At 48.4% G+C, this 24560-nt stretch carries 12 protein-coding genes; all 12 read left to right on the forward strand.

Annotated features, from left to right (window positions below; translation table 11 throughout):
* The first annotated feature begins 5 nt into the window (after positions 1–5).
* The 12 genes from ACK8HY_RS21815 (at position 6) to ACK8HY_RS21870 (ending at position 24556) form a co-directional block, all read left to right on the forward strand.
* Positions 6–698 carry an L-ribulose-5-phosphate 4-epimerase gene (locus ACK8HY_RS21815; protein WP_416134806.1) on the forward strand — a complete coding sequence of 231 codons (693 nt, stop codon included), beginning with the start codon at positions 6–8 and terminating at the stop codon, positions 696–698.
* Positions 699–740: 42 nt separating this feature from the next.
* Entirely contained in the window at positions 741–2243 is a 1503-nt protein-coding gene (araA, locus tag ACK8HY_RS21820) for an L-arabinose isomerase (RefSeq protein ID WP_416134807.1), read from the forward strand.
* A gap of 73 nt (positions 2244–2316) precedes the next feature.
* Positions 2317–4017 carry a sodium:solute symporter family transporter gene (locus ACK8HY_RS21825; protein WP_416134808.1) on the forward strand — a complete coding sequence of 567 codons (1701 nt, stop codon included), beginning with the start codon at positions 2317–2319 and terminating at the stop codon, positions 4015–4017.
* Between the two features lie 99 nt (positions 4018–4116).
* The gene (locus ACK8HY_RS21830; protein ID WP_416134809.1) at positions 4117–5265 is read left to right on the forward strand and encodes an aldose epimerase family protein; all 1149 of its coding nucleotides are present in this window, start codon (positions 4117–4119) and stop codon (positions 5263–5265) included.
* Positions 5266–5276: 11 nt separating this feature from the next.
* A complete protein-coding gene (locus ACK8HY_RS21835) occupies positions 5277–6818 on the forward strand; it encodes an alpha-N-arabinofuranosidase (RefSeq protein WP_416134810.1) in 1542 nt (513 codons plus the stop codon).
* A 25-nt stretch (positions 6819–6843) separates the two neighbouring features.
* Positions 6844–8808, forward strand: coding sequence for an alpha-L-arabinofuranosidase C-terminal domain-containing protein (locus ACK8HY_RS21840; protein ID WP_416134811.1), 1965 nt, complete (start codon positions 6844–6846; stop codon positions 8806–8808).
* Positions 8809–8851: 43 nt separating this feature from the next.
* Positions 8852–10825: a glycoside hydrolase family 97 catalytic domain-containing protein gene (locus tag ACK8HY_RS21845; RefSeq protein ID WP_416134812.1), complete on the forward strand. Its 1974-nt coding sequence runs from the start codon at positions 8852–8854 to the stop codon at positions 10823–10825.
* Between the two features lie 38 nt (positions 10826–10863).
* A complete protein-coding gene (locus ACK8HY_RS21850; RefSeq protein WP_416134813.1) occupies positions 10864–14883 on the forward strand; it encodes a two-component regulator propeller domain-containing protein in 4020 nt (1339 codons plus the stop codon).
* Between the two features lie 313 nt (positions 14884–15196).
* Positions 15197–18286: a SusC/RagA family TonB-linked outer membrane protein gene (locus tag ACK8HY_RS21855; RefSeq protein WP_416134814.1), complete on the forward strand. Its 3090-nt coding sequence runs from the start codon at positions 15197–15199 to the stop codon at positions 18284–18286.
* Positions 18287–18301: 15 nt separating this feature from the next.
* Positions 18302–20017 (forward strand): RagB/SusD family nutrient uptake outer membrane protein, encoded by a 1716-nt coding sequence (locus tag ACK8HY_RS21860; protein WP_416134815.1) that lies wholly within the window; start codon positions 18302–18304, stop codon positions 20015–20017.
* A 102-nt stretch (positions 20018–20119) separates the two neighbouring features.
* A complete protein-coding gene (locus tag ACK8HY_RS21865; protein ID WP_416134816.1) occupies positions 20120–22021 on the forward strand; it encodes a family 43 glycosylhydrolase in 1902 nt (633 codons plus the stop codon).
* 33 nt (positions 22022–22054) lie between these two features.
* Positions 22055–24556, forward strand: coding sequence for a sugar-binding domain-containing protein (locus ACK8HY_RS21870; protein ID WP_416134817.1), 2502 nt, complete (start codon positions 22055–22057; stop codon positions 24554–24556).
* The last annotated feature ends 4 nt before the right edge of the window (positions 24557–24560 follow it).

The following is a 24560-nucleotide window of genomic DNA, read 5'->3' on the forward strand; positions in this document are numbered from 1 at the left end:
GACCTATGTATAATGCAATTAAAGAAGAGGCTTATCGCTGCAATATGCAGCTGCCGCAATTGGGACTGGTGCTTTTCACCTTTGGAAATGTGAGCGTTGTCGACCGCCAGCAGGGAGTTTTTGCGATTAAACCCAGTGGTGTGCCCTACGAAGAACTCGCGCCCGAAATGATGGTGGTGGTGGACTTTGAGGGTAGGGTGATCGAAGGTAACCTGAGGCCTTCCTCGGATACCAAAACGCATGCTGTGCTGTACAAACATTGGCCGGAGATCGGGGGCATTACGCATACGCATTCTACTTATGCCACGGCTTGGGCACAAAGCCAAAGGGATATCCCCATTTTCGGGACGACACATGCCGATCACTTAACATCGGATATTCCCTGTGCGCCGCCAATGGACGATACGATGATTGCCGGTAACTATGAACACGAAACGGGCTTTCAGATCATCAATCACTTTGATCAGCAGCAACTGGATTATAAAGAAGTGGAAATGATCCTGGTCGGCAATCATGCGCCCTTTGCCTGGGGCAAGGATGGAATGAAGTCTGTATACAACAGTGCCGTGCTGGAACAGGTGGCCAAAATGGCCTGGCTGACGGAGCAGATCAACCCGGATGCCGCACGCCTGAAACCGTCATTGATCAAAAAACATTACGAGCGCAAGCATGGTACAAATGCCTACTATGGCCAATAAACTGCTGCTTTCCAAAATCTATAACGAAACTAATATTGAAAAATGAATATCAATCTAAAAGAACTTGAGGTCTGGTTTGTCGTTGGCAGCCAGGACTTATACGGTGAAGAAACATTGAAACAGGTGGCCGCACATGCGGAAGAAATTGCACATTATCTGAATACCCAGACCCTGATTCCGGTAATGGTGAAGTATAAACCGATCGTAAAAAATACGGATGAAATCTTTGCGACGCTAACGGCCGCAAATAGTACGGCAAATTGCATCGGAATCATCACCTGGATGCACACGTTCTCGCCGGCGAAAATGTGGATACGGGGATTAAAAGCTTTGCAAAAACCTTTGTTACATCTGCATACGCAGTATAATCGCGACATCCCTTGGAGCGGCATTGATATGGATTTTATGAATTTAAATCAGAGTGCCCACGGTGACCGCGAATTTGGGCATATCGTCAGCCGCCTCAAAATAGGCCGGAAGGTCGTGACGGGGCATTGGCAGGATACAGAGGTGCTAGAACGCATCAACGTCTGGTGCCGGGCGGCAGCGGGCTGGCACGATTGGCAGGGGGCCAAATTTGCGCGCTTTGGAGATAATATGCGCTACGTGGCCGTGACGGATGGCGATAAGGTGGAAGCGGAAACAAAATTTGGTTTTTCGGTAAACACGTATGCGGTTGGGGATCTCGTCGAGGTCATCAATGCCAGCACAAACGAAGAAATCAATGCGCTGTTGGCGGAGTATGAAGCCAGTTATGAACTGGCGGATAATGTGAAGGCAGGTGCCGAATTCCACAATAATCTGGTCGAGGCGGCGAAAATTGAGGTAGGCCTGCGCAAATTTTTGAAACAGGGTAACTTTAAGGGCTTTACGGATACCTTTGAAGATCTGCATGGCATGGTGCAGCTTCCAGGACTTGCCGTACAGCGCCTGATGGCCGAAGGGTATGGCTTTGCCGGTGAAGGGGACTGGAAGACGCCGGCCTTGGTCAGGGCCTGTAAGGTCATGGGCGCGGGCATGGCGGGCACAACCGCCTTTATGGAGGATTATACCTATCATTTTGATCCGCAGGATGCCATGGTATTGGGCTCGCATATGCTGGAGGTTGACCCGGCACTGGCGGTAGGAAAACCACGTATTGAGGTTCACCCGCTGGGCATCGGAGGCAAAGCAGATCCCGCCCGGCTGGTCTTTAATGGGCAGTCTGGCGATGCCTTGAATGCTTCGCTGGTGGACATGGGGACGCACTTCCGTTTGATCGTCAATAAGGTGCTGGGTGTTGAGGTACAGGCCGAACTGCCCAAGCTTCCCGTGGCCCGCGTATTGTGGAAACCGCTTCCGGATATGAAGACGGGCTGCAGTGCCTGGATCCTCGCCGGCGGCGCTCACCATACGGCTTATAGCCTGTCCCTGACGCCTGAATACCTGCAGGATTTTGCCCGTATGGCGGGGATAGAGTATGTGCTGATTGACGAGGATACGACCGTGGGCAAACTCGAAGAGCAATTGAAATGGAATGAACTGTATTATTTACTTGGTAAATAATAGGTACAGCTGACCTTCGGATGCTATTCAGAAATTCGAAGGTCACTTGATAAAATAACCAATTAGGGAAAATATGGAAAAATTTGCAATGGTGGACTACGTGATCTTCGTGGTTTACTTCTTCATTGTGGCGGGATACGGCTATTATATTTATCGTCAAAAAACCAGCAGCTTAAGTAGCAGCAAGGATTATTTTTTGGCCGAAGGTTCATTGACCTGGTGGGCCATCGGCTCTTCATTGATCGCATCGAATATTTCGGCAGAACAGTTTATCGGCATGAGCGGTAATGGTTTTGAAGTGGGCATTGCGGTTGCGGCCTACGAACTGATTGCTGCGGTCGCCCTCATTATTGTCGCGGTATGGTTTATACCGGTTTACCTGAAAAACAAGATCTTCACGATGCCGCAGTTCTTAAATAATCGGTACAATGAGACGACCAGCTTGATCATGGCTATTTTCTGGCTGTTTTTATATGTGTTCGTCAACCTGACTTCGATTTTATATCTGGGCGCCATCGCCATTTCGAGCATGGCCGGCGGTGGGGATAGTTTCCATACCATCACCGTGGCCCTTGCCGTATTTGCGGTCATTATTACACTCGGCGGAATGCGCGTGATCGGTTTTACGGATGTCATCCAGGTGGTTGTACTGATTGTGGGCGGGATCGCCACGACCTATGTGGCGCTGACCTTGGTGAGCGAGCATTTTGGACTGGGCAGGGATGTCCTTGCCGGATTTAACAAGCTCATGGAGAATGCGCCCGAGCATTTCAACTTATTTGTCGAGAAACCTGCGGCCGGGGCCAGTCAGGAGGAAATCAATAAATACCTGATGCTGCCGGGAATCGGCATGTACCTGGCGGGGATATGGATCGTCAACCTCAATTACTGGGGCTGCAACCAGTATATCACGCAGCGGGCATTGGGTGCCGACCTCAAGACGGCACGCACGGGGATCCTTTTCGCGGGTTTTCTCAAGCTATTTATGCCCATTATTGTGATGCTGCCGGGGATCGCGGCGTATGTCCTATATAAAAATGGGGCCTTACAGCAGGAAATGGCTCCCGGGGGTGTATTCCATGCGGATAATGCCTATTCAGCGATCTTGGGTTACCTGCCCAATGGCATGAAAGGGCTCGCGCTGGCGGCACTTACTGCTGCAATTGTGGCGGGACTGGCTGGGAAAGCAAACAGCATCGCAACGATCTTTACGCTGGACATCTATCGGAAATACATCCATAAGGGGGCCAGCGAAACAAAGATGGTCTGGGTGGGCAAAATTACGATCGTGGTGTCGATTTTACTTTCGGTATTGTTTACCTGGAATGACAGCCTTGGGATCGGTGGGGCCGGTGGATTTACATTTATCCAAAAGTACACGGGTTTTATCAGTCCCGGTGTTTTTGCGATGTTTTTATTGGGCATGTTCTGGAAAAGAACAACCGGTGCGGCGGCAATCACAGGCCTGATTTCGGGTTTCGCGCTGTCGGTATTTTTTAATGAGTTCGCGACCAAGGTCTTTGGCCCGGAAACATGGCTTTATACGGCGTATCCGAATAAAGCGGGCGTTTACGAGATCCCTTTCCAGATCTGCATGGGCTTGGCATTTGCCTTTACCATGCTGGCCATGATCGGCGTCAGTCTATTCGGGCCAAAAATCAATCCAAAAGCATTTGTCCTGGACCGCGCCATGTTTAAAGTGGAACCTTCCGTACTGGCGCTGATCGTGGTCACGCTATTAATGGTAACCGCAATTTATGTGCGTTTTTGGTAGAATAGGACATCTTGCCGCGCAATGATAAATTTGTATACAAGCTCTCCCGGTTAAGCCGGGAGAAATCCATCGGAAGGTGGACTATAAACTTAAACAAAGATGAAAGATAAACTGATTATAAGCTTGCTGGCCTGCACTTTATTGACTTGCGGTTGCCAGTCTAATACAACAAAAAACAGCCCGCAGCCGGCTGGGCAGGATACGGCCTCAAGTGCAGCTTTTGATAACCGGATTGATGGAAAGGACGTCCGTTTATTCCACCTGAAGAACAATAAACTTGCCCTGACGCTAACCAATTATGGTGCCCGGCTGGTGAGCCTGAGCGTTCCCGAAAAGAATGGAAAAATGACCGATGTAATTTTGGGTTACGATTCGGCTAAAGAATATAAGGACAATGCGGATAATTTTTACGGCGCAATAGTCGGACGTTATGGTAACCGGATCGGCAACGCTTCCTTTACACTGAACGGTAAATCCTATGCGCTGGAAAAAAACGATGGCGAGAATTCACTTCACGGTGGTACCAATGGGGTATACAACAAGGTTTGGGATCTGGTCAGCAATAGCGATACTTCAATTACCCTGGCCTATACCTCTCCGGATCAGGAGGCTGGATATCCGGGAACGGTCAAGATGCAGGTCACTTATACACTGGAAGAAAATGGTGGTCTGGACATTGCCTATCAGGCCACGACGGACAAAGAGACTGTTTTAAACCTGACCAATCACGCTTATTTTAACCTCAATGGTGCGGGTGACCCTTCGATATTGGATCATGAGCTTCAGATCGATGCCAAAGCGATCACGGAAGTGGACAATGCGCTGATCCCGACAGGAAAAAGCCTGCCGGTGTCGGGTACGGCATTTGATTTTACCAAACCACGGCTCGTGGGTGCGCATATTGAAGATGAAGACCCTCAGTTGAAGATCGGCAAAGGCTATGACCATAATTTTGAGCTCGACAAGAAAGCGGGTTTTAAGAAAGTCGCCCGTGTATATGCGCCTAAAACGGGGATCCAGATGGAGGTCTTTACGACCGAACCCGGGCTCCAGTTTTACAGCGGCAATTTTATGACTGCGGATGATCCCAAGGGGAAAGGCGGAAAAAGCTATCCTTTCCGCTCGGCGTTCTGCCTCGAAACGCAGCATTTTCCGGATGCACCCAATAAGCCCAATTTCGCATCCACGGTATTGAAACCGGGTGAAAAATATAGTTCGAAAACAACATATCGCTTTACGGTAAAATAATTCGCTTTATCATGAAACTTAATTTAAAACTTGGAATTGCCTTTATGCTGATCAGTGGAGTAAGCCTGGGACAGAGCAGCCTAAAGCTGGAACCTTCGGCACAGGATATCACGATCAGCAAACATATTTACGGCCATTTTGCCGAACACCTGGGCCGCTGTATTTACGATGGATTTTATGTGGGGGAAAAGAACGATTCGATTCCGCATGCCAATGGCGTGCGGACAGATGTGATCGAAGCGCTCAAGAACCTGAATATCCCCAACCTGCGCTGGCCGGGTGGCTGCTTTGCGGATACCTACCATTGGAAGGATGGCATCGGTCCCAAGGCGCAACGTCCCAGCATGGTGAACAATTGGTGGGGTGGCGTGACCGAGGATAATTCTTTTGGCACACATGATTTTCTGAATATGTGCGAACTGCTGGGCGCTGAGCCGTATCTGGCCGGAAATGTGGGCAGCGGTGAGGTGCAGGAGCTGGCCGACTGGGTGCAATATGTAAATTTTGCCGGCAAAAGTCCGATGTCGGACCTGAGGCGCAAAAATGGGCGCCAGGAACCCTGGAAGGTAAAATTCTGGGGCGTCGGAAATGAATCCTGGGGCTGCGGCGGCAATATGACCGTAGATTACTATACGGATATCTACCGCAAGTATGCCACCTTTATGTCGGACTGGACCAATGGCGCTGGTTTGTACCGGATTGCTTCGGGGGCCAACAGTGCGGATTATAACTGGACGGAGACGCTGCTCAAAAATATTCCCGGCAGCCTGATGAAGGGAATGGGCCTGCATCATTATGCGGTAATCAATTGGGACAAAAAAGGCTCGGCAACGGATTTTTCGGAATCGGAGTATTTTAAAACGATGAAGTCGGCCTGGTTTATGAATGAACTGGTGGAAAAGAATATCGCGATCATGGACAAATATGACCCCAAAGGAAATATTGATCTGATCGTGGATGAATGGGGCGGCTGGTATGATGTGGAGCCGGGCACAAACCCGGGCTTTCTGTACCAACAAAATACCATGCGTGATGCCATGATTGCGGGAATGACGCTGAATATCTTCAACAATAATGCCCGCCGTGTCAAAATGGCGAATCTGGCACAGGCGATCAACGTGCTGCAGGCCGTGATCCTGACATCGGGTAAAAGCATGATCCTGACGCCGACCTATCACGTCATGGAGATGTATAAGGTGCATCAGGATGCGAAACTGATCCCGATTACGCTGCAGTCGGCAGATTTTGAATTCAACGGCGAAAAACTTCCGGCGGTATCGGCTTCGGCTTCGCAGGACGCAAAGGGACGCACCCATATTTCCCTCGTGAATATTGACCCTAAAAAAACAAACCGTATTCGTGTGGACCTGGGCGGACTGAAAGCTTCGAATGTCTCCGGAAGAATCCTGCGGGCGGACAAGCTGCAGGATTACAACTCGTTTAAAATGCCGAAGAAAATCGTGCCTGTAGCCTACAACAAGGCGAAGGTTCAAAATGGTCTTTTGGATATCGAGGTCCCGGCATTTTCAGTCATTGTATTGGAACTTAATTAATATGGCAATGGAGCAATCTGGATGGATGAAAAAAAAGATTTCAATGTTACTGCTGGCAACGGGACTGGCAGCATCGGCAGCAGCACAGCTGCCGGTTGAATTGGTTATACAGCTGGATAAACCCAAAGGGAAGATATCACCGCATATGTGGGGCGTGTTTTTTGAAGATATCAACCTTGGAGCGGACGGTGGGATCTATGCCGAACTGGTCAAAAATAGATCCTTTGAATTTGACAACCCCTGGATGGGCTGGAAAAAACTGGAACATACCTCGGGCGAAGGAGCTTACCTCTTGCTCAATGATGCGCAGCGCAAAGGCAATAAGCGCTATGTGCGATTAACGAATAATGCGGACAGCAAGCTGGGTTTACAGAATGAAGGCTTTCGGGGCATGGGCATCAAAGCGGATGCCACCTACGAATTTAGCCTGCAGCATCGAAGTAATGCGCCGGGCATACAAGTGCATGTGGCCTTGCTGGACGAAGGAGAGCGCGTGATCGCTGAAGCACAAAAAGCCTTGCCGGCCACAGCTACCTGGACAGAGACTGCACTGCGGTTACAGGCTACGGCCACAACGGGCAAGGCAAAGCTAAAGGTATGGTTTACAGGCGCAGGGATATTGGATGTGGATATGTTATCGCTATTTCCGCTGGATACCTGGAAAGGAAGGCCGAAAGGACTGCGTAAAGATATGGTGCAGATGCTGGCAGATATGAAGCCTGGCTTTATTCGCTTCCCGGGTGGCTGTATTGTCGAAGGCCGGGATCTGGCCAACAGGTTTCAATGGAAAAAAACCGTGGGCCCGATTGACGAACGCGAACTGATCATCAACCGCTGGAACACGGAATTTAGCCACCGCTTGACGCCGGATTATTTCCAGACATTCGGACTGGGATTTTATGAGTATTTCTTATTGGCGGAAGATATTGGTGCGGCCCCGGTTCCGATCCTCAATTGTGGCATGGCCTGCCAGTTCAACAGCGGGGAACTGGTGCCGATGGACCAGCTGGATGACTATGTCCAGGATGCCTTGGATCTGATTGAGTTTGCGAATGGAGCGGTAAGCACCAAATGGGGTAAACTACGTGCGGAAATGGGGCACCCGCAGCCCTTCAACCTCAAGATGATCGGTGTAGGCAACGAAAACTGGGGGCCGCAATATATTGAGCGTTTGGCGGTATTCACAAAGGCTTTGCGTGAAAAACACCCTGAAATCGCCATTATCGCCAGTTCGGGAACGGATCCCGAAGGGGAGCGTTTTGAATTTTTGGACGAGAGGCTGCGGGCGATGCATATAGACATCATCGATGAACATTACTACCGGCCGCCATCCTGGTTCCTGTCCAGCGCCAGCCGCTACGACAATTATGATCGCAAAGGGCCGAAAATTTTTGCGGGTGAATATGCTTCGCATACCACAAGGCCTAATGGTCCCGGAAAAAGCACCTGGGAGGCAGCGCTTTCCGAAGCGGCATTTATGACCGGACTTGAGCGCAATGCGGATGTGGTCGAGATGGCCTCTTACGCACCCTTATTTGGACATGTGGATGGTTGGCAATGGTCGCCGGATCTGATCTGGGTGGACAATCTCCGGGTGTATGGAACGCCGAGCTATCAGGTGCAGAAATTATATTCCACCCACAAAGGTTCGGATATTATTCCAGTCAATAGGGCGGGGCAGCCGGTTGCCGGAAGGGATAGCCTGTATGCTTCGGCGGTATACGATCAGCATACGAAGGAACTGCTGATCAAAATCGTCAATTACAACAGCAAGCCGATGCCGATGCGTTTCGCCATCGCGACCGACAGGAAATTTTCGTCTATTGCCCAGAAAATCACGCTGGCGAGCAAAGACCTGAATGTCAGCAACAGCATTGAAGAACCACTGAATATACAGCCAAAGCAGACGGATCTCCGGTTTAAGGGCAAGACACTGACAGACAGTCTCGCGCCCTATTCCTTTACGCTGATTAAACTGCAAACGAAATAGTGCTTAGTGAAGGTCCTTTTAATGAAATGGATGAATAATGTGTATGAAACATAAGATGTATTTATTGACCCTAAAAAAACGGATCGCCCTTGGCGCGTTCTTCATGCTGCTGTTTTCAGGCTTGCGTGCACAGGAACTCCGTGTAGCCGGACCGGACGGAAAACTGGTGGTAAACTTATCCTTAGACAAGGGCAGGCTTTATTATCGCGTGAACCTGGCTGGACAGGAAATGTTAGAACTGTCGCCTTTGGGCTTGCGGGGCGACAAGGTAGATCTTGCCCGTAATCTGCATTTAATTGCCTCGGGCAGCCGGACAATCGACCAAAAATATGAGGAACCTAAAATCAAACGCCGGCTGGTACATTATCAGGCAAATGAACTGCAGTGTACCTTGGAGAATGACTTAAAACAGCGGCTTGTGGTGATCTTTAGGGTCAGCAATAATGACATTGCTTTTCGCTATGCTATTCCGCAGGTCAGCGAACCGGCAAATTTTCGGGTCGAGGAGGAAATGAGCGGCTTTAAATTTCCGGCCTCAACCAGCACCTTTCTCAGTCCGCAGGCTACAGCTATGATCGGCTGGAAGAAAACAAAACCGAGCTATGAAGAAAGCTATGTACCGGATCAGGCGATAGGCGTAGCTTCGCAATACGGTGTGGGTTACACTTTTCCGGCGCTGTTTCATGTCGGCACCCGGGGCTGGGTGCTGCTTTCGGAAACGGGAGTGAATGGAAGCTACTGCGGGGCTAAGCTCAGCGAGGGCACAAAATCGGGTTTTTATAAAATTGCATTTCCTGAAAAAGGCGAAAACAACGGCATGGGCGATGCGGCTCCGACGCTGGCGCTACCGGGTTTTACGCCCTGGCGCACAATCACGGTGGGCAGTACGTTAAAACCTATTGTGGAAACCACCGTTCCCTTCGATCTGGTCAAACCGCAATACGCCGCAACTAAGCCCTATACCTTTGGTCGCGCTACCTGGAGCTGGCTGGAGTGGCAGGACGCCAGTATCAATTTCGAAGATCAGCAGAAATTTATTGACCTATCTGCTGCCTTGGGTTACGAATTTGTTCTGGTGGACAACTGGTGGGACAAGCAGATCGGGCACCGTAAAATCGAGGAGCTCGTGGCCTATGGCCGCGAGAAAGGGGTGGGGCTCTGCCTTTGGTACAACTCCAACGGCTACTGGAATGACGCACCACAGACGCCTAAAAACCGGATGAATACGGCCATTGCACGCAAAAAAGAAATGGCCTGGATGCAGTCCATTGGAATCAAAGGCATCAAAGTGGATTTTTTTGGCGGAGACAAACAGCAAACATTGCAGCTGTATGAAGATATTCTTGCGGATGCAAATGCCTATGGACTGACCGTGATCTTTCATGGATGTACCTTGCCCCGTGGCTGGGAACGCATGTATCCCAACTTCGTGGGAAGTGAAGCGGTATTGGCATCCGAGAACCTGATTTTTACACAGGAGGCCAATAATAACGAAGCCTTCAATGCCACATTGCATCCCTTTATACGGAATGCTGTCGGCGCCATGGATTTTGGTCCTGTGCTGCTCAACAAACGGCATAATCGTGAAAATAATGGGGGCACGACCCGTAAGACAACGGAAACATTTCAGCTGGCGACGGCGGTATTGTTTCAGACTCCCGTACAGAATTTTGGGATCACACCCAACAATCTACTGGAGATGCCCGCGCATGTCATCGACTTCATGAAGCAGGTGCCAACCGTTTGGGACGAGACCTTGTTTGTCGACGGTTATCCCGGCAAGTATGTGGTGCTGGCGCGGCGGAAAAATGAGCAATGGTATATTGCTGCAATAAATGCCGAAGAAAAGGAAAAAACAATTGAGGTGGCGCTGCCCATGCTTTCTCAGAACCTTGTGCAATGCATCAGCGACAATAAATTGCGCGGGTCGGAGCAGAAAACGATCCGCCTCAGCCGCGAGAAAACTCTCAGACTGACCTTACAGTCGGGTGCTGGGCTTGTATTGTACGGAAAATAGTTTTTTATTTCTCTTTTTTTGCTTTTTTTTGTCGTCCCATGAAGAAATTGTTGCTAGTTCTCATCTTAATAGGGCAATGCCTAACCATAGCTGGACAGGTGGATCGGGCTCGTTTTTTTTCGTTGCGCGAAGGCCTCACAAATCAGCAGGTGCTGGATATTGTACATGACGACGAGGGCTTCATGTGGGTTGCGACAGAACTTGGGTTAAACCGATTTGCAGGCAAGTCATTTAAGCCTTACTATGCTTCTAAAAAGAAAGATGGGAACACCGTCAATAGCAACGAGATCAATACGCTGCTACATGCCGATAATAAGCTATATATCGGCACACGCGCGGATGGCCTGAATGTCCTTGATTTAAAGACAAATAAATTCAGCTATTATGTGCATGATCCGGCTGATCCAAAATCCATTGCTACAAATGATATTACGGATATGATCCGTGCCCGGGATGGTGGTCTATGGCTGGCGACTTATCATCAGGGGATTCAGCATTTCGATCCGCTCAGCAAAGAATTTCAGCACTTCAATAAAAGTAATTTACCGGGTTTCCCGGAAAACAGTATATGGTCTTTGGCCGAAGACGGGAAAGGAATGCTCTATGTGGGCCATGTCAAAGAAGGCTTGACGATCCTGGATCCGGTACGCCGATCTTTAAAACAGTTGACTTACCAAAATTCCGGAGCTGAATTGCCTGACAACGAGGTTAAAGTTTTGTTTTGTGATCCCTATGGGAATATCTGGATCGGCACCCGGAAAGGGCTTGCCGTCTATCATAGCGCAACTGGTCAGCTAAAGCATATCTCTTTGGCTAGCTCGTCTAAAAATGGAAATGAACCCTTTATTTATGCCATTAAAGAAATTGGGGGTAAACTTTGGATAGGCGCAGAATCATCCCAGCTTTTTGTCTTACAGCCGGATTATGGATATGACAAAAGGGTCGAAGGAGTCCGGCAAATACAGCTTCTTGACCTGGGGAAGGGAAATAATGCCATGGTTCAGCATATCACACCCGACAAATTTGGGAATGTCTGGCTCGCAGTATATGGCGGTGGTGTGGGGGTGATCAGCCATATCAAACCTTTTTTTAATGTTTTCCCGACAGGAGCTGTATTGCCGGATCAGCTGGCAACCGTGAGTAATATTATCGTTCGGAATACAGGGGCCGTCTGGCTGACGACCGAAGGCTCCGGAATCGTAGAAATGGGCACAAATGGCAGGTTACGCAAATGGATCACGCAAAAGAACGGTAGTCCTGATGATTTTATATTGGCTTCATTCAAGGATCATAACCAGCATGTCTGGTTAGGTTTACGCAAAGGTGGTGTTGCAGTCTGCTATGCCGGATCCACCACATGGCATACGATAGATCTGGGTGAACCCGTATCGGAGGTTCGCGCGATCTATGAAGATCGCCGTGGTGCCATCTGGATTGCTGCATACCAAGGCCTGTTTATCTATGACCCGCTCAATCGTAGCGTACAGAAATTACTGATCAACGATCCGATGCTGGGCGACTATGCGCCTCGGGCGCTTGTCGAGGACGGGCAGGATAATATCTGGGTGGGAACCTATGGGCAGGGGCTCTACGTGTATAATGTTAATCGACAGCTGATCCGGAAAATGGATAGCGGCAATGGATTGCGCAACAATACCATCAATCATTTGCTACGCGATAAAAATAAGAATATCTGGATTGCGACCAATCAGGGAATAGCTTTGCAGGAAGCGCAACGCAGAATTGGTGAATTAACAGTTTTAATGCCTCCGGGAGATGACGCCTGGCTATTTGTCAATGGCCTTTCGGAAGATCAAAATGGGCATATCTGGTGTTCGACCAAATCGGGAATGCTACGCTTTTTACCGAAAGAAAAACGATTTTTGCAATACGATCAGTCATTCGGCCTCCCACTGGGCGGTTTTATAAACGGAAGTGTGGGGCGGGATCTGGCAGGACAGCTCTATTTTGGAATGCAGGACGGCATATGTTATTTTGACCCGAATGAAATCCCCTCAAAACTGCCCAAATCTCCGATCCGGTTAAGCCGCTTTATTGTATTCCGTTCCGGTGAATCGAATGCTCAGGAAGACAAATACCTTACATCATCCGATGAGATCAGGCTTGATCACAACGAGAATAGCTTTCGTATCGAGCTTGCGGTCATGGATTATGCGCTGGATGGTTTGGTCGAGTTTGGATACCGGCTTCAGGGACTGAATAACGACTGGATTTTTCTGGGCAACGAAACGAATCTTGATTTTCGCAATGTTCCCTATGGCGATCATGAACTGTTGATTCGCACACGCATGAAAAATGGGGAATGGTCCCAGTCATTCCAACGTTTACTGATTAAGATCAAACCGCCCTTTTATCTGAGCCTGCCCGCAAAAGTTGTTTATTTTCTGATCTTTTTGCTGGTCATTTATGCCCTTATTTTCTTTTACATCAAAAGAATAAAGGCCGAGTCCGAACTGCGGCTCAAAGAGCGCCAGCACCTGCAGGATGAACAGTTGCATAGCGAGCGCATGAATTTCTATACGCACATCACGCATGAACTGCGCACGCCTTTAACACTTATATTAGGGCCGCTCGACGATTTGTCCCACGATGAGCAATTGTCTCCCAAAAACAAAGGATTGGTTCATACGGTTCAAAAAAGTGCCAATCGGCTTTTTACATTGGTCAACCAGCTTCTGGAGTTCAGGAAGGTCGAATCGCAGTTTAAACCGCTTGTACTTGAAGCGGGGACCTTGAGTGACATGCTCACCGATATCGTGGATAAGTATCGGACCCTAAATAACAAACCAGATGTTGAGATATGCGCGGATTTGCCCCAAACGGATTATCGTACCTTATTTGATGCTGAGATTATACAGTTGATTGTAGATAATTTGTTTTCCAACGCCTATAAGTATACGGATTCGGGGCATATCAGGCTGAGCCTCAGGTACGAACAATCAAATTTAAGCCATTGGGCTGTATTATCCATTGAAGACACGGGACGCGGGATCCCTGCGGATCAAATGGATCGGATTTTCGATAAGTTCTATCAGGTTCCGGGCCGGGGAATCCAAGGAACGGGCATAGGCCTGGCCCTGGTCAAAGAATTGACGGCTATCCATCAGGGTAAGATCGAGATGAAAAGCCTGGAAGGGGCGGGAACGACGGTATCGGTCCGCTTTTTAGCGAACAAAGTCGGCGTCGATAGCCCGAACATAGTGGAATCGATCGCGGAATCTGATGATATCGCGATGGAGGTCAGCCGTCCATTGATCCTGTTGGTGGAAGATGATCCGGATTTACGCACCTATCTGGGCGATACCTTATCCGCAAATTACGAAGTTTTGCTGGCCGAAAATGGCGTAGTTGGATTGGAAATTGCACAAAATAGAATCCCCGACCTGCTGATAAGCGACATTATGATGCCCGATATGGATGGTTTTCTGCTGGCCGAAAAATTAAAGGCGGAACGCTCAACAAGCCATATCCCATTAATCCTGTTGACGGCGAAGGATACGGACCTGGACAGGCAGCGGGGTTATGAGCTCGGAGTCGATTCGTACCTCACAAAACCGATCGGCGCAGCCCTATTGCTCAAACGTATTGATAACCTGTTGCGCAAACAGAAAGTCATGAACAAGGCGATTTTGCAGAAAATCAAATTGGATCAGCCAACGGATTTTGTAGAAAACCGGCAAGCCGAAAAGGATGAGTTGTGGCGTGAAAATGCATTTGTTCAGGATTTTATGGCAATCGTCGAACAGCATATGCAGGACGAGGTATTGGATGCTGCTACCCTGGCAGAAAAAATGAATATGAGCCAATCGACCTTATATCGCAAACTGAAAGGGATCACCGGAAAGAACATCAATCAGCTTGTGCGTAAAATACGGATACACAAAGCCGCCGAGCTGTTGCGTTCGGGAACATACAACGTGACCGAAGTTTCTTTTATGGTCGGAATCAATAGCGCTATTTACTTTCGGCAATGCTTTAAGGAAGAGTTTGGACAGCTTCCTTCGGAATATCAAAAGTCCGGAGCGAAGGGATGTTAATCACGGGCTAATATCCTGTAGGACCTCCACAGTACAAGCGATCCCGATCCGGGCTACTAGATGGGGGCATGAGCCGAAAAACACGGTGATTTTTGCTGAAAAGCCATTTTTTGACCGAAAACTATATGGTATTTGACGGATTTGTATACGGTCTGGAGCTTTAAAATCCCCTAAGTTTGACCATATAATCAATTATAAATCTCGCAGGAAGTAGCAATGCATCTGATGTAACCTATGTAAACCATCGCTTATCATCTTCACTGTCTATTCTGGCCAGATTGTATTATTTACTGTTTAATTCGTATAGAAATTTATGAACAACCTAAAAATTGTTTCTTTGTATACGGTGTTGAGCGTTGCGCCAACATTGTTATACGCCCAGGGGAAAATTTCGGGACAGGTCCTGAATATGGCCAACGAGCCTATCGCGGGTGCAACTGTGATTATGGAAGGCGGGGCGAAGGGGACTTCAACAGACAAATCGGGGAAATTTGAACTGAATGCCGCTAAAGGCGTGCTTGTAGTCTCCTTCGTTGGCTACAAGACCTACAGAGTCCCCTTGAACGAAACCACGAACCTGACAATCCGGCTTGAAAAAGATGACCGTGTGCTGGAAGATGTCGTGGTGGTGGGGTATGGCACACAAAAAAAGGCGACCTTAACGGGCTCTATTTCCGAAGTGAAGGGCAAAGATATCGTGAAAAGCCCGCAGCCTAATTTATCCAATTCCCTCGCCGGACGATTTTCTGGCGTGGTAATCAACAACCGGAGCGGTGAACCCGGTTATGACGGTTCGTCGATTACGGTGCGGGGACAGGCAACGACAGGAAGTAATGATGTATTGGTTGTCGTCGATGGAGTACCCGGACAAATAGGCGGACTGGAGCGTCTGGATCCGAACGATATTGAAAGTATTTCGGTGCTGAAAGATGCTTCAGCGGCAATCTACGGGAATAGGGCCGCAAATGGGGTTATTTTAGTCACGACCAAACGTGGAAAAAGCGGTAAACCTTCGATCACCTATAGCGGCAATCTCGGCGTCAGTTCACCGACGCGCTTGCCTAAAATGGCTGATGCCGCAACGTATGCCATTTTAAGAAATGAAATCGCCTATGGAAATAGTTCTTCGGGCGGAATGAACCAGATTTATTCAGCCGAACAGATTCAAAAATTCAGGGACGGATCTGATCCACTTTTATACCCCAATACCGATTGGGCAGATGCCACCCTGAAAAAAGCAGCCATACAAAGCCAGCACAATCTGTCTGTGGCCGGCGGAACCGAGGATGTGCGATATTTTATGTCTTTGGGTTCAGTCTACCAGGATGGCTTATACAAAAAGGGCGTCACCAAATACAAGCAGTATAATTTCAGAACAAATCTTGAAGCCAATGTAACCGATGGCTTTAAGGTCGGACTGGCTCTTTCGGGAAGACAGGAAGACCGTAAATTCCCGATCGCATCTGCCGGCGATATTTTTCGTTCCATCTATAGAGCTTATCCTACGGTAAGCGCATATTATCCCAATGGCTTGCCGACGCGGGGTATTGAGGGATCCAATCCGGTCTTAATGGCCACAGATATCGGTGGTGCTGTGGATAATCCCAAACAGGTGTTCAACGGCATACTCAAAGCAAGCTATCAGCTTCCTTGGGTACAGGGCCTATCCGTAGATGGTTTTCTTTCGGTGGACAAATCCGCAAATTTTAGCAAAAACTTCAGTGTGCCCTACGTGCTGAATGCATATGACCCGGCAAAAAACACTTACGAAGAATCTATTGTGGGCGGAAATAACAATAAGGCCACATTGACCGAATCACATACCAATGAATCCTTGATTACAAGCAATATAAAGCTGAATTTTGAGCGTAGCTTTGGTGCCCACGCGATCAATGCTTTTGTGGGCTATGAGCAAAGTAAAAGGCATTTGGAATATTTTGACGCGCAGCGGTTTAATTATCTCTCCAACCAGCTGCCTGAATTATCACAAGGCGGATCCGCTGCAACAGATTATCTCAATTCAGGTTATAGTTCCAATTATACGAGACAGAGTATCATTAGCCGGATAGCGTACAATTATAATGAAAAATACCTGTTTGAAGGGCAGCTCCGGGCAGATGGTTCTTCGATTTTCCCCCCAGGCAAGCGATGGGGCTATTTCCCTTCCATATCGGCCGGCTGGCGTATCAGCAAAGAAGACTGGTTTGCGGACAAGATCGGATTTTTAGATGACCTAAAACTTCGCGCCTCATACGGTACCCTTGGAAACGATAACGTCGACGGATTCCAATTCTACGATAACTATACCTTGGTAGGAAATGGTATGGTCGCGCTGCTAAATGACAAAAGCCAGATACAACCCAATGTTAAATTGGCAAAACTGGCAAATCCGGCGATTACCTGGGAGGTGTCCAAGAAGCTTGATGTAGGATTAAATGCACAATTTCTCAAGAATTTTACGATCGAGGCCATTTATTTCCAACAAAAGAGATCGGATATCCTGACCGAAAGAAATGCGTCCATCCCGGCGACTTCCGGTATTGTCAACCCATACAAAGAGAACAGCTCCAAACCGCTGGTTCCTTCGGAGAATATCGGTAAGGTGAATAGCGAAGGATTTGAAGGCACCTTGTCATATCAAAAACCGGGTGATTTCAGCTGGGGAGTATCCGGTAATTTTACCTTTGCCAAAAGTAAAATTATCTTCATTGATGAGGCCAGCGGTACCTTGGATTATCAGCGCCAGACATCAAGACCGCTGGGAACCTATCTGCTCTATAACGCCATTGGATTAAACCGTACCCAAGCAGATCTCGCTGCGGCACCACAGGCTCCCGGAGCACAGGTCGGCGATTTGATTTATCAGGACTACAACCAAGATGGTAAGATAACGGCAGATGATATGATACGGACAAAATATGGCAATATTCCCCAGATTACCTACGGCTTTAACCTGAATGCCGCTTATAAAAATCTAGATGTTGCCATTCTTTTTGCCGGACAGGCTAAAGTAAGCCAGTACGTGCTTCCGGAATCCGGAACAGTAGGGAACTTCTACAGTACCTGGGCCGACAATCGCTTCAATGAGGTCAATAATCCGAATGGAAACTATCCGAAAGTACCTGAACGTGCCTCTTCGGCGGTGAGCGGTGGCTTGTACAATAACACCTTTTGGCTGAATAATGCTTCCTTTTTACGTTTAAAAAATGTCGAGATAGGCTATACATTGCCCAATGAGGTCTTATCGCGATTGAAACTGGGAGGACTTCGCTTTTATGTCAACGGATTTAATCTATTGACCCTCACAAAAGTGAAGGATTATGATCCGGAAGGAAATAGCGGTAGCGGTCAATTTTATCCGCAGCAACGTATTATTAATGTAGGTGCAAATTTAAAATTCTAAAGAGGAACTTAAGCAATGAAATCTATCACTAAATATATTGTGCCTTTGGGCTTGGGACTGACAATCTTCTCCGCCTGCAACAAAAATCTCTTGGATGTTACGGCGACAGACAGAATATCGACAGAAGCTATTGAGAAAGATACAGCTGTATTGGAAGCGTTTATTATCAACAGATACATCGGTGAAAAAATCATATCAAATGAAGCGGACGGGACTAATCCGGGCTTTGGACGTGGATTTGAATACGCCCTTTGGTCATCACTGTCGGATGAATCCATGTATACCAATGATGATAATACCTGGCTCATTATCCGGGGGCAGTTATCTCCTGAAAATTTAGGCGCCGCCGGATCGCTTTGGGCGCGCAGCTACCGCAGTATCCGTGAATGTAATTACGCGAAAAAAGTACTGGCTACTATTCAGATGAGCGCTTCACATAAACGGCATCTGGAAGGTGAACTACAGTTTATCAGGGCATTTCGCTATCACGACCTCATTCGCAACTTTGGCCGGGTTGTCCTGATGGGCGATACCGTATATGGTTTGAAAGATGACTTAAGTACGGCAAGGCTTTTTGAGCGCAAGTCTATTCAGGAAGGAATGGATTATGTGATCAAAGAATTGGACGAAGCGATTGAAAAACTGCCGCTGGATAACAATGACAACAGCTGGGTTACCGGCCGGGCGACGAAGGCCGCAGCAATGGCCCTAAAATCAAGGCTGCTGCTGTATGCAGCGAGCCCACTTTATAACGCGGGTACCTGGGCTACCGCCGCTCAGGCAGCGCAGGACCTGATTTCGCTAAATAAATTCAGCCTGTACACAGGCGGGTATCAGTCCCTATTTTTGACTGACCGGAATCCGGAAACAATTTTCGCCCGTTATTATACCAAAAATGCCAACCATGTACATTTAGAAATTGCCAATGGACCAAACGGCTATGGGGGCTGGGGTGGAAATACGCCTTACCAGAATCTGGTGGATGCGTATCAGATGAAAAATGGTCTGGCTCCTTTTAATGAGGACGGAACTGTAAATGCAGCTTCAGGATACGATCCCAATAACCCCTATGTAAACCGTGATCCACGTTTTGATGCAACAATTCTACACAATGGTTCGATATACAGGGGACGTGCGGTTGAAACATTTATACCTGGCGGCCAGGATAGCAGGGAAGGAAGGGACAACTGGAACACGTCGAAAACCGGTTATTACCTGCGCAAGTTTATGAATGATGCCTATCCGCTGGAAAATCCTTGGGGAAATGCGGGATTTCAGCCGTGGAATTATTTTCGGTATGCGGAGATCCTGTTAAATTTTGCAGAGGCGGCTAATGAAGCCTATGGTCCGGATGTGCTACCCAAAGGTAGTAGCCTGACAGCTAGACAGGCCTTAAATTTAGTTCGGACAAGACCTTCTGTAGAGATGCCTGAAATCCCTGTTGGAAAATCGAAAGATGAGTTTAGAAAACTGTTGCGCTACGAACGCCGGATAGAGCTGGCCTTCGAGGAACACCGTTTTTATGATGTAAGGAGATGGAAAATCGCCAACATAACAGAGAATGCGCCAGCCGGCGGAATCACGGTGACAAAAGGAAGCAATGGGCTTACCTATACGCGAAAAGAGGCATTATCGGGCCGCAAGTTTGAAGAAAAACATTATTGGCTCCCGATACCGCGGGCAGATATTTTGTCTTCGAACGGCCAACTGGAACAAAATCCAGGTTATTAATGGTAAACAATTAAAAAAAGACTTACGCGATGCGCTGGGACCTTTCTCGGAACCAGCGCATCTTTGTCAGATCAAGCAACCTTTTACTAAATTATTTTATACATGCGATTTACGGTTATAGTATTTTTATTGATGAATATTGCGGCATCGGCATACGCGCAGGAATATAGGCAGGGGCCTAGCGAAAAGGATTTTGCCGGTTATTTATTTGCTTATTTTAAGGGTAATGCGGTGGCGGATGAAGCGGTCTGTTTTGCCATTAGCACCGATGGCTACACCTACCGTGCGCTGAACGGTAACCGTCCGGTACTGGATTCAAAGAGCATCAGTAAAACCGGCGGTGTCCGGGATCCGCATATCCTGCGGGCCGAAGATGGAAAGACCTTCTATATGGTACTGACCGATATGACCTCCAGCAAAGGCTGGGATTCCAATCGCGGTATGGTCCTGCTAAAATCGCAGGATCTGCTGCACTGGTCGCATCAGGCCATCGATTTCCAGCAGCGGTTCACTGGACAGGAAGATTTAAAGCGGGTATGGGCGCCACAGACTATTTTTGATGCGGCAGCAGGGAAATATATGGTCTATTGGTCCATGCAGCATGGAAATGGTCCGGATATCATCTATTATGCCTATGCCAATAAAGATTTTACCGATTTTGAAACGGAGCCAAAAGTGCTCTTCATGCCTAAAAATGGCAAATCCTGTATTGATGGCGATATTATCGAGAAGAACGGAATCTTTTACCTTTTCTACAAAACCGAAGGGCACGGCAATGGGATCAAACTTGCGATGACGGACTCCCTGACTTCGGGAAAATGGATCGAACAGCCTGGGTATAAGCAGCAAACAAAGGATGCCGTGGAGGGATCAAGTGTTTTCAGGCGAAACCAGTCGGACCAATATATCCTGATGTATGATGTATATGGTAAAGGAAAATACCAATTCTGTACTTCCGATGATCTCGATCGTTTTAAAGTGATCGACCAGGAGATTGATATGGATTTTCATCCCCGTCACGGAACCATCATACCGCTTTCCCGGGCGGAGCTGATCCGGCTGACGGCAAAGTGGGGCAAACCCAAGGATATACCGTTTGCGTTCAAAAAGAACCCCATTCTGGACGGTTATTATGCAGACCCCGACATCCTGTATGCCAACAAGACCAAACGATATTATATCTATCCCACAAGCGATGGCTTTGATGGCTGGGGTGGTTTTTATTTTAAGACTTTTTCTTCCGCCGATCTGATCCATTGGAAGGATGAGGGGGTTATCCTGGACCTTAAAAAAGAGGTTCCCTGGGGACCGCGTCATGCATGGGCGCCAACGATCACCGAGAAAAAAGTCAAGGGCGACTATAAATATTATTACTATTTTACGGCGGCGCAGAAAATCGGTGTTGCAGTAGCAGACCAGCCAACGGGTCCCTTCAAGGATTCGGGTAAACCTTTGATCGACTTCAAACCTCCTGGCCTAAGCGGCGGACAGGAGATCGACCCCGCGGTGTTCAATGATCCCCGCTCGGGGAAAAGCTATTTATATTGGGGGAACGGTTACCTCGCCGTTGCTGAATTAAATACCGATATGGTCTCCATCAAGAAGAATACAATAAAGGTCCTGACGCCCGACAAAACATTTCGCGAAGGGGTCTATGTGATCTTTCGCAATGGAATATACTATTTTCTGTGGTCAGAAGATGATACCCGCAGCGAGAATTACCGGGTTCGCTATGGGACATCGACCTCTCCCTATGGACCAATCCAGGTGCCCGAAAACAATCTGATCTTGCAAAAAGATCCTGCAAAAGGAATCTATGGTACCGGCCATAACTCGGTCTTGCAGGTGCCCGGAACCGACGAATGGTATATTGTCTATCACCGGTTCAGTTATCCCAATGGGATCAGGATGGGGGATGCCGCAGGTTTCCATCGCGAAGTATGCATGGATCGGCTTTATTTCGACGCGAATGGCTGCATCTTACCTGTCATTCCAACGCATTAATAACAATCAGATCAACCTAAACGACTACATCACATGAATATAATAATTAAAAATATAGCGGCCCTCGCCGTATCAATTTTAACCGGGCTGAGCGCCGTTTATGCCCAGCCGGGTTTTGGTGTTGCCCAGCGTATCAATACAGACTGGCAGTTCCAGTTAGAAACTGAGGGCGCAGCACAAAACGCTACTGCACTAAACGAGCAGGCCTGGAAATCCGTCAGGCTGCCGCATGACTGGGGCGTAAAATATCCTTTGAGTCCAAACCTCGCCAGCGCAACGGGATATTTACCCGGCGGTATAGGCTGGTATCGGAAACAGCTGTCCATACCTGCTGAAGACCAGGGAAAGAAGATCTTTCTTTATTTTGAAGGTGTTTACAACCGCAGTGAGGTCTTTGTCAATGGGAAATCAGTCGGTAAGCGGCCCAACGGCTATGTATCATTTTCCTACGATATCAGCCCGTATATTGAATTCGGAAAGGAAAATACCATTGCAGTTCGGGTAGATCATAGCAAAAGCGCGGATTCGCGCTGGTACACGGGATCCGGAATCTACCGGGATGTTTGGCTCGTCAAGGCCGATCAGGTGCATCTGGATCAATGGGGAGTATATGCCTATCCGGAAATCAAGGGCGGGAAAGGCCTGCTCAATACCGAAATTACGGTAGTCAACAGTTCGTCCCAGCCTAGCGCAGTTACCGTGCAACAGGAACTCATCGATGCCGAAGGTAGGCTTGTTGAGAAAAAATCCGGGCAGCTTACGATCGCTGCAGCCGATAAAGCACGCCTAAACCTGAAATTGACAGCATCAAATCCAAAACTATGGAACTTAACGCAGCCGATACAATACAGCTTGCGGACGACAGTATGGCAAAAAGGTAAACAGATCGACCAGTCCGAAGTAAAGACCGGTTTTAGGACCTTTACCTTTGATCCGGATAAAGGCTTTGCCTTAAACAACCAATGGATGAAAGTGAAAGGCGTCTGCTTGCATCACGATGCCGGTGTACTCGGTGCCGAGGTGTATCCTGAGCTGTGGCGGCGGCGCCTGCTCACGCTGAAATCGCTTGGTGTTAACGCCGTGCGTACCAGCCACAATCCCCAGGCGACCTCACTTTATAATTTATGTGATGAACTGGGGCTATTGGTCATGAATGAAGCATTTGACGAATGGGAATTTCCGAAGCGCAAGTGGTTACAGGGCTGGAACGTCGGCACACCGGGTTTTGAAGGCGCTTACGATTTTTTTGAAGAATGGGGGGAACGGGATTTGGCCGACCTGGTCCAAAGGGACCGGAACCACCTATCGATATTTGCCTGGAGCATAGGCAATGAAGTGGATTACCCCAATGATCCCTATTCCCATCCGATCTTGGATGGCGAAAAAAAGGAAGGTGGCTTTACGCAGGCCTCTTATGGCGGTTATAAGAAAGATGCACCGGATGCCATGCGTCTGGGGGATATTGCCAAACGCCTCGTTGCTGTGGTAAAAAAATACGATCGCAGCCGGGCGGTAACAGCCGGCCTGGCGGGTGTAGCGATGTCTAATGAAACGGCTTACCCTGGAGCACTTGATATTGCGGGATACAATTATACGGAAAGCCGGTATCAGGAAGATCACCAGCGTTATCCGAAGCGTGTCATCTATGGCAGTGAAAATCGGCATGATCTTCCGGCATGGCTGGCTGTACGCGACAACGCGCATATATTTGGACAGTTCCTGTGGACGGGGATCGACTATCTGGGCGAATCGGGCCGTTGGCCTTCGCGTGGTTTTTATTCGGGCTTACTTGATTTTGCTGGCTTCATCAAACCCAGGGGATATTTTCGCCAGTCTTTGTGGGCAGAAAAACCCATGGCTTATTTGGGCACTTATCCACTGGCCGGGGCAACCGGTACGACGGACCTGTGGTCCGCTTCAGAAGCTCAGCAGCAGCAACGAAAGAATGAAAGCCCCTCGATGGATGCCTGGCCGATCTGGAATTATCAGGATGGCCAGCAAATCCGCGTGGTTTGCTATACCAATAGTGCTGCAGCCCGGTTAACACTGAATGGGCAGACCGTAGGTGAAGAGAAAAAATACGATGCGAAAACAGGCATCATCTTTTGGGATATCCCTTACGCCACAGGTAGGCTGGAAGTGATCGGGCTGGACAGCAATGGAAAAGAACTTGTCCGCCATGCGATCCAATCCAGCCAACGGCCAGCATCCATCCAGGCGACGCTTGTGGGGGATCCATCGATTCAAGCAGGTGGACTCTTGCAGCTCATGCTGCAGCTTGTCGATGAAAAGGGCATTCCCGTGGTTCTATCGGAAGATGAAATCACCTGCGAAATTGCCGGGAATGCGCGTTTATTGGGTATGGAGGCCGGAAATAATGCGGATATGGGCGACTATACGGACAATAAACAGCGGGTCCATCAAGGCAAAATGATCGTGTATGTACAATCAACGGGCAAAGCGGGTGACCAGATTACCATTCGGCTGACATCACCCTGGCTAAAAACCGCCACGGTATCCTATAGCGTTAAATAACGCA

Source organism: Sphingobacterium sp. NGMCC 1.201703 (assembly GCF_047784615.1).
Classification (GTDB): Bacteria; Bacteroidota; Bacteroidia; order Sphingobacteriales; family Sphingobacteriaceae; genus Sphingobacterium.

Excerpts from the sequence above, each read along its gene's own strand:
- ACK8HY_RS21815 (WP_416134806.1), top strand. The coding sequence starts at position 6 with ATGTATAATGCAATTAAAGAAGAGGCTTATCGCTGCAATATGCAGCTG.
- araA (WP_416134807.1), top strand. The coding sequence starts at position 741 with ATGAATATCAATCTAAAAGAACTTGAGGTCTGGTTTGTCGTTGGCAGC.
- ACK8HY_RS21825 (WP_416134808.1), top strand. The coding sequence starts at position 2,317 with ATGGAAAAATTTGCAATGGTGGACTACGTGATCTTCGTGGTTTACTTC.
- ACK8HY_RS21830 (WP_416134809.1), top strand. The coding sequence starts at position 4,117 with ATGAAAGATAAACTGATTATAAGCTTGCTGGCCTGCACTTTATTGACT.
- ACK8HY_RS21835 (WP_416134810.1), top strand. The coding sequence starts at position 5,277 with ATGAAACTTAATTTAAAACTTGGAATTGCCTTTATGCTGATCAGTGGA.
- ACK8HY_RS21840 (WP_416134811.1), top strand. The coding sequence starts at position 6,844 with ATGAAAAAAAAGATTTCAATGTTACTGCTGGCAACGGGACTGGCAGCA.
- ACK8HY_RS21845 (WP_416134812.1), top strand. The coding sequence starts at position 8,852 with ATGAAACATAAGATGTATTTATTGACCCTAAAAAAACGGATCGCCCTT.
- ACK8HY_RS21850 (WP_416134813.1), top strand. The coding sequence starts at position 10,864 with ATGAAGAAATTGTTGCTAGTTCTCATCTTAATAGGGCAATGCCTAACC.
- ACK8HY_RS21855 (WP_416134814.1), top strand. The coding sequence starts at position 15,197 with ATGAACAACCTAAAAATTGTTTCTTTGTATACGGTGTTGAGCGTTGCG.
- ACK8HY_RS21860 (WP_416134815.1), top strand. The coding sequence starts at position 18,302 with ATGAAATCTATCACTAAATATATTGTGCCTTTGGGCTTGGGACTGACA.
- ACK8HY_RS21865 (WP_416134816.1), top strand. The coding sequence starts at position 20,120 with ATGCGATTTACGGTTATAGTATTTTTATTGATGAATATTGCGGCATCG.
- ACK8HY_RS21870 (WP_416134817.1), top strand. The coding sequence starts at position 22,055 with ATGAATATAATAATTAAAAATATAGCGGCCCTCGCCGTATCAATTTTA.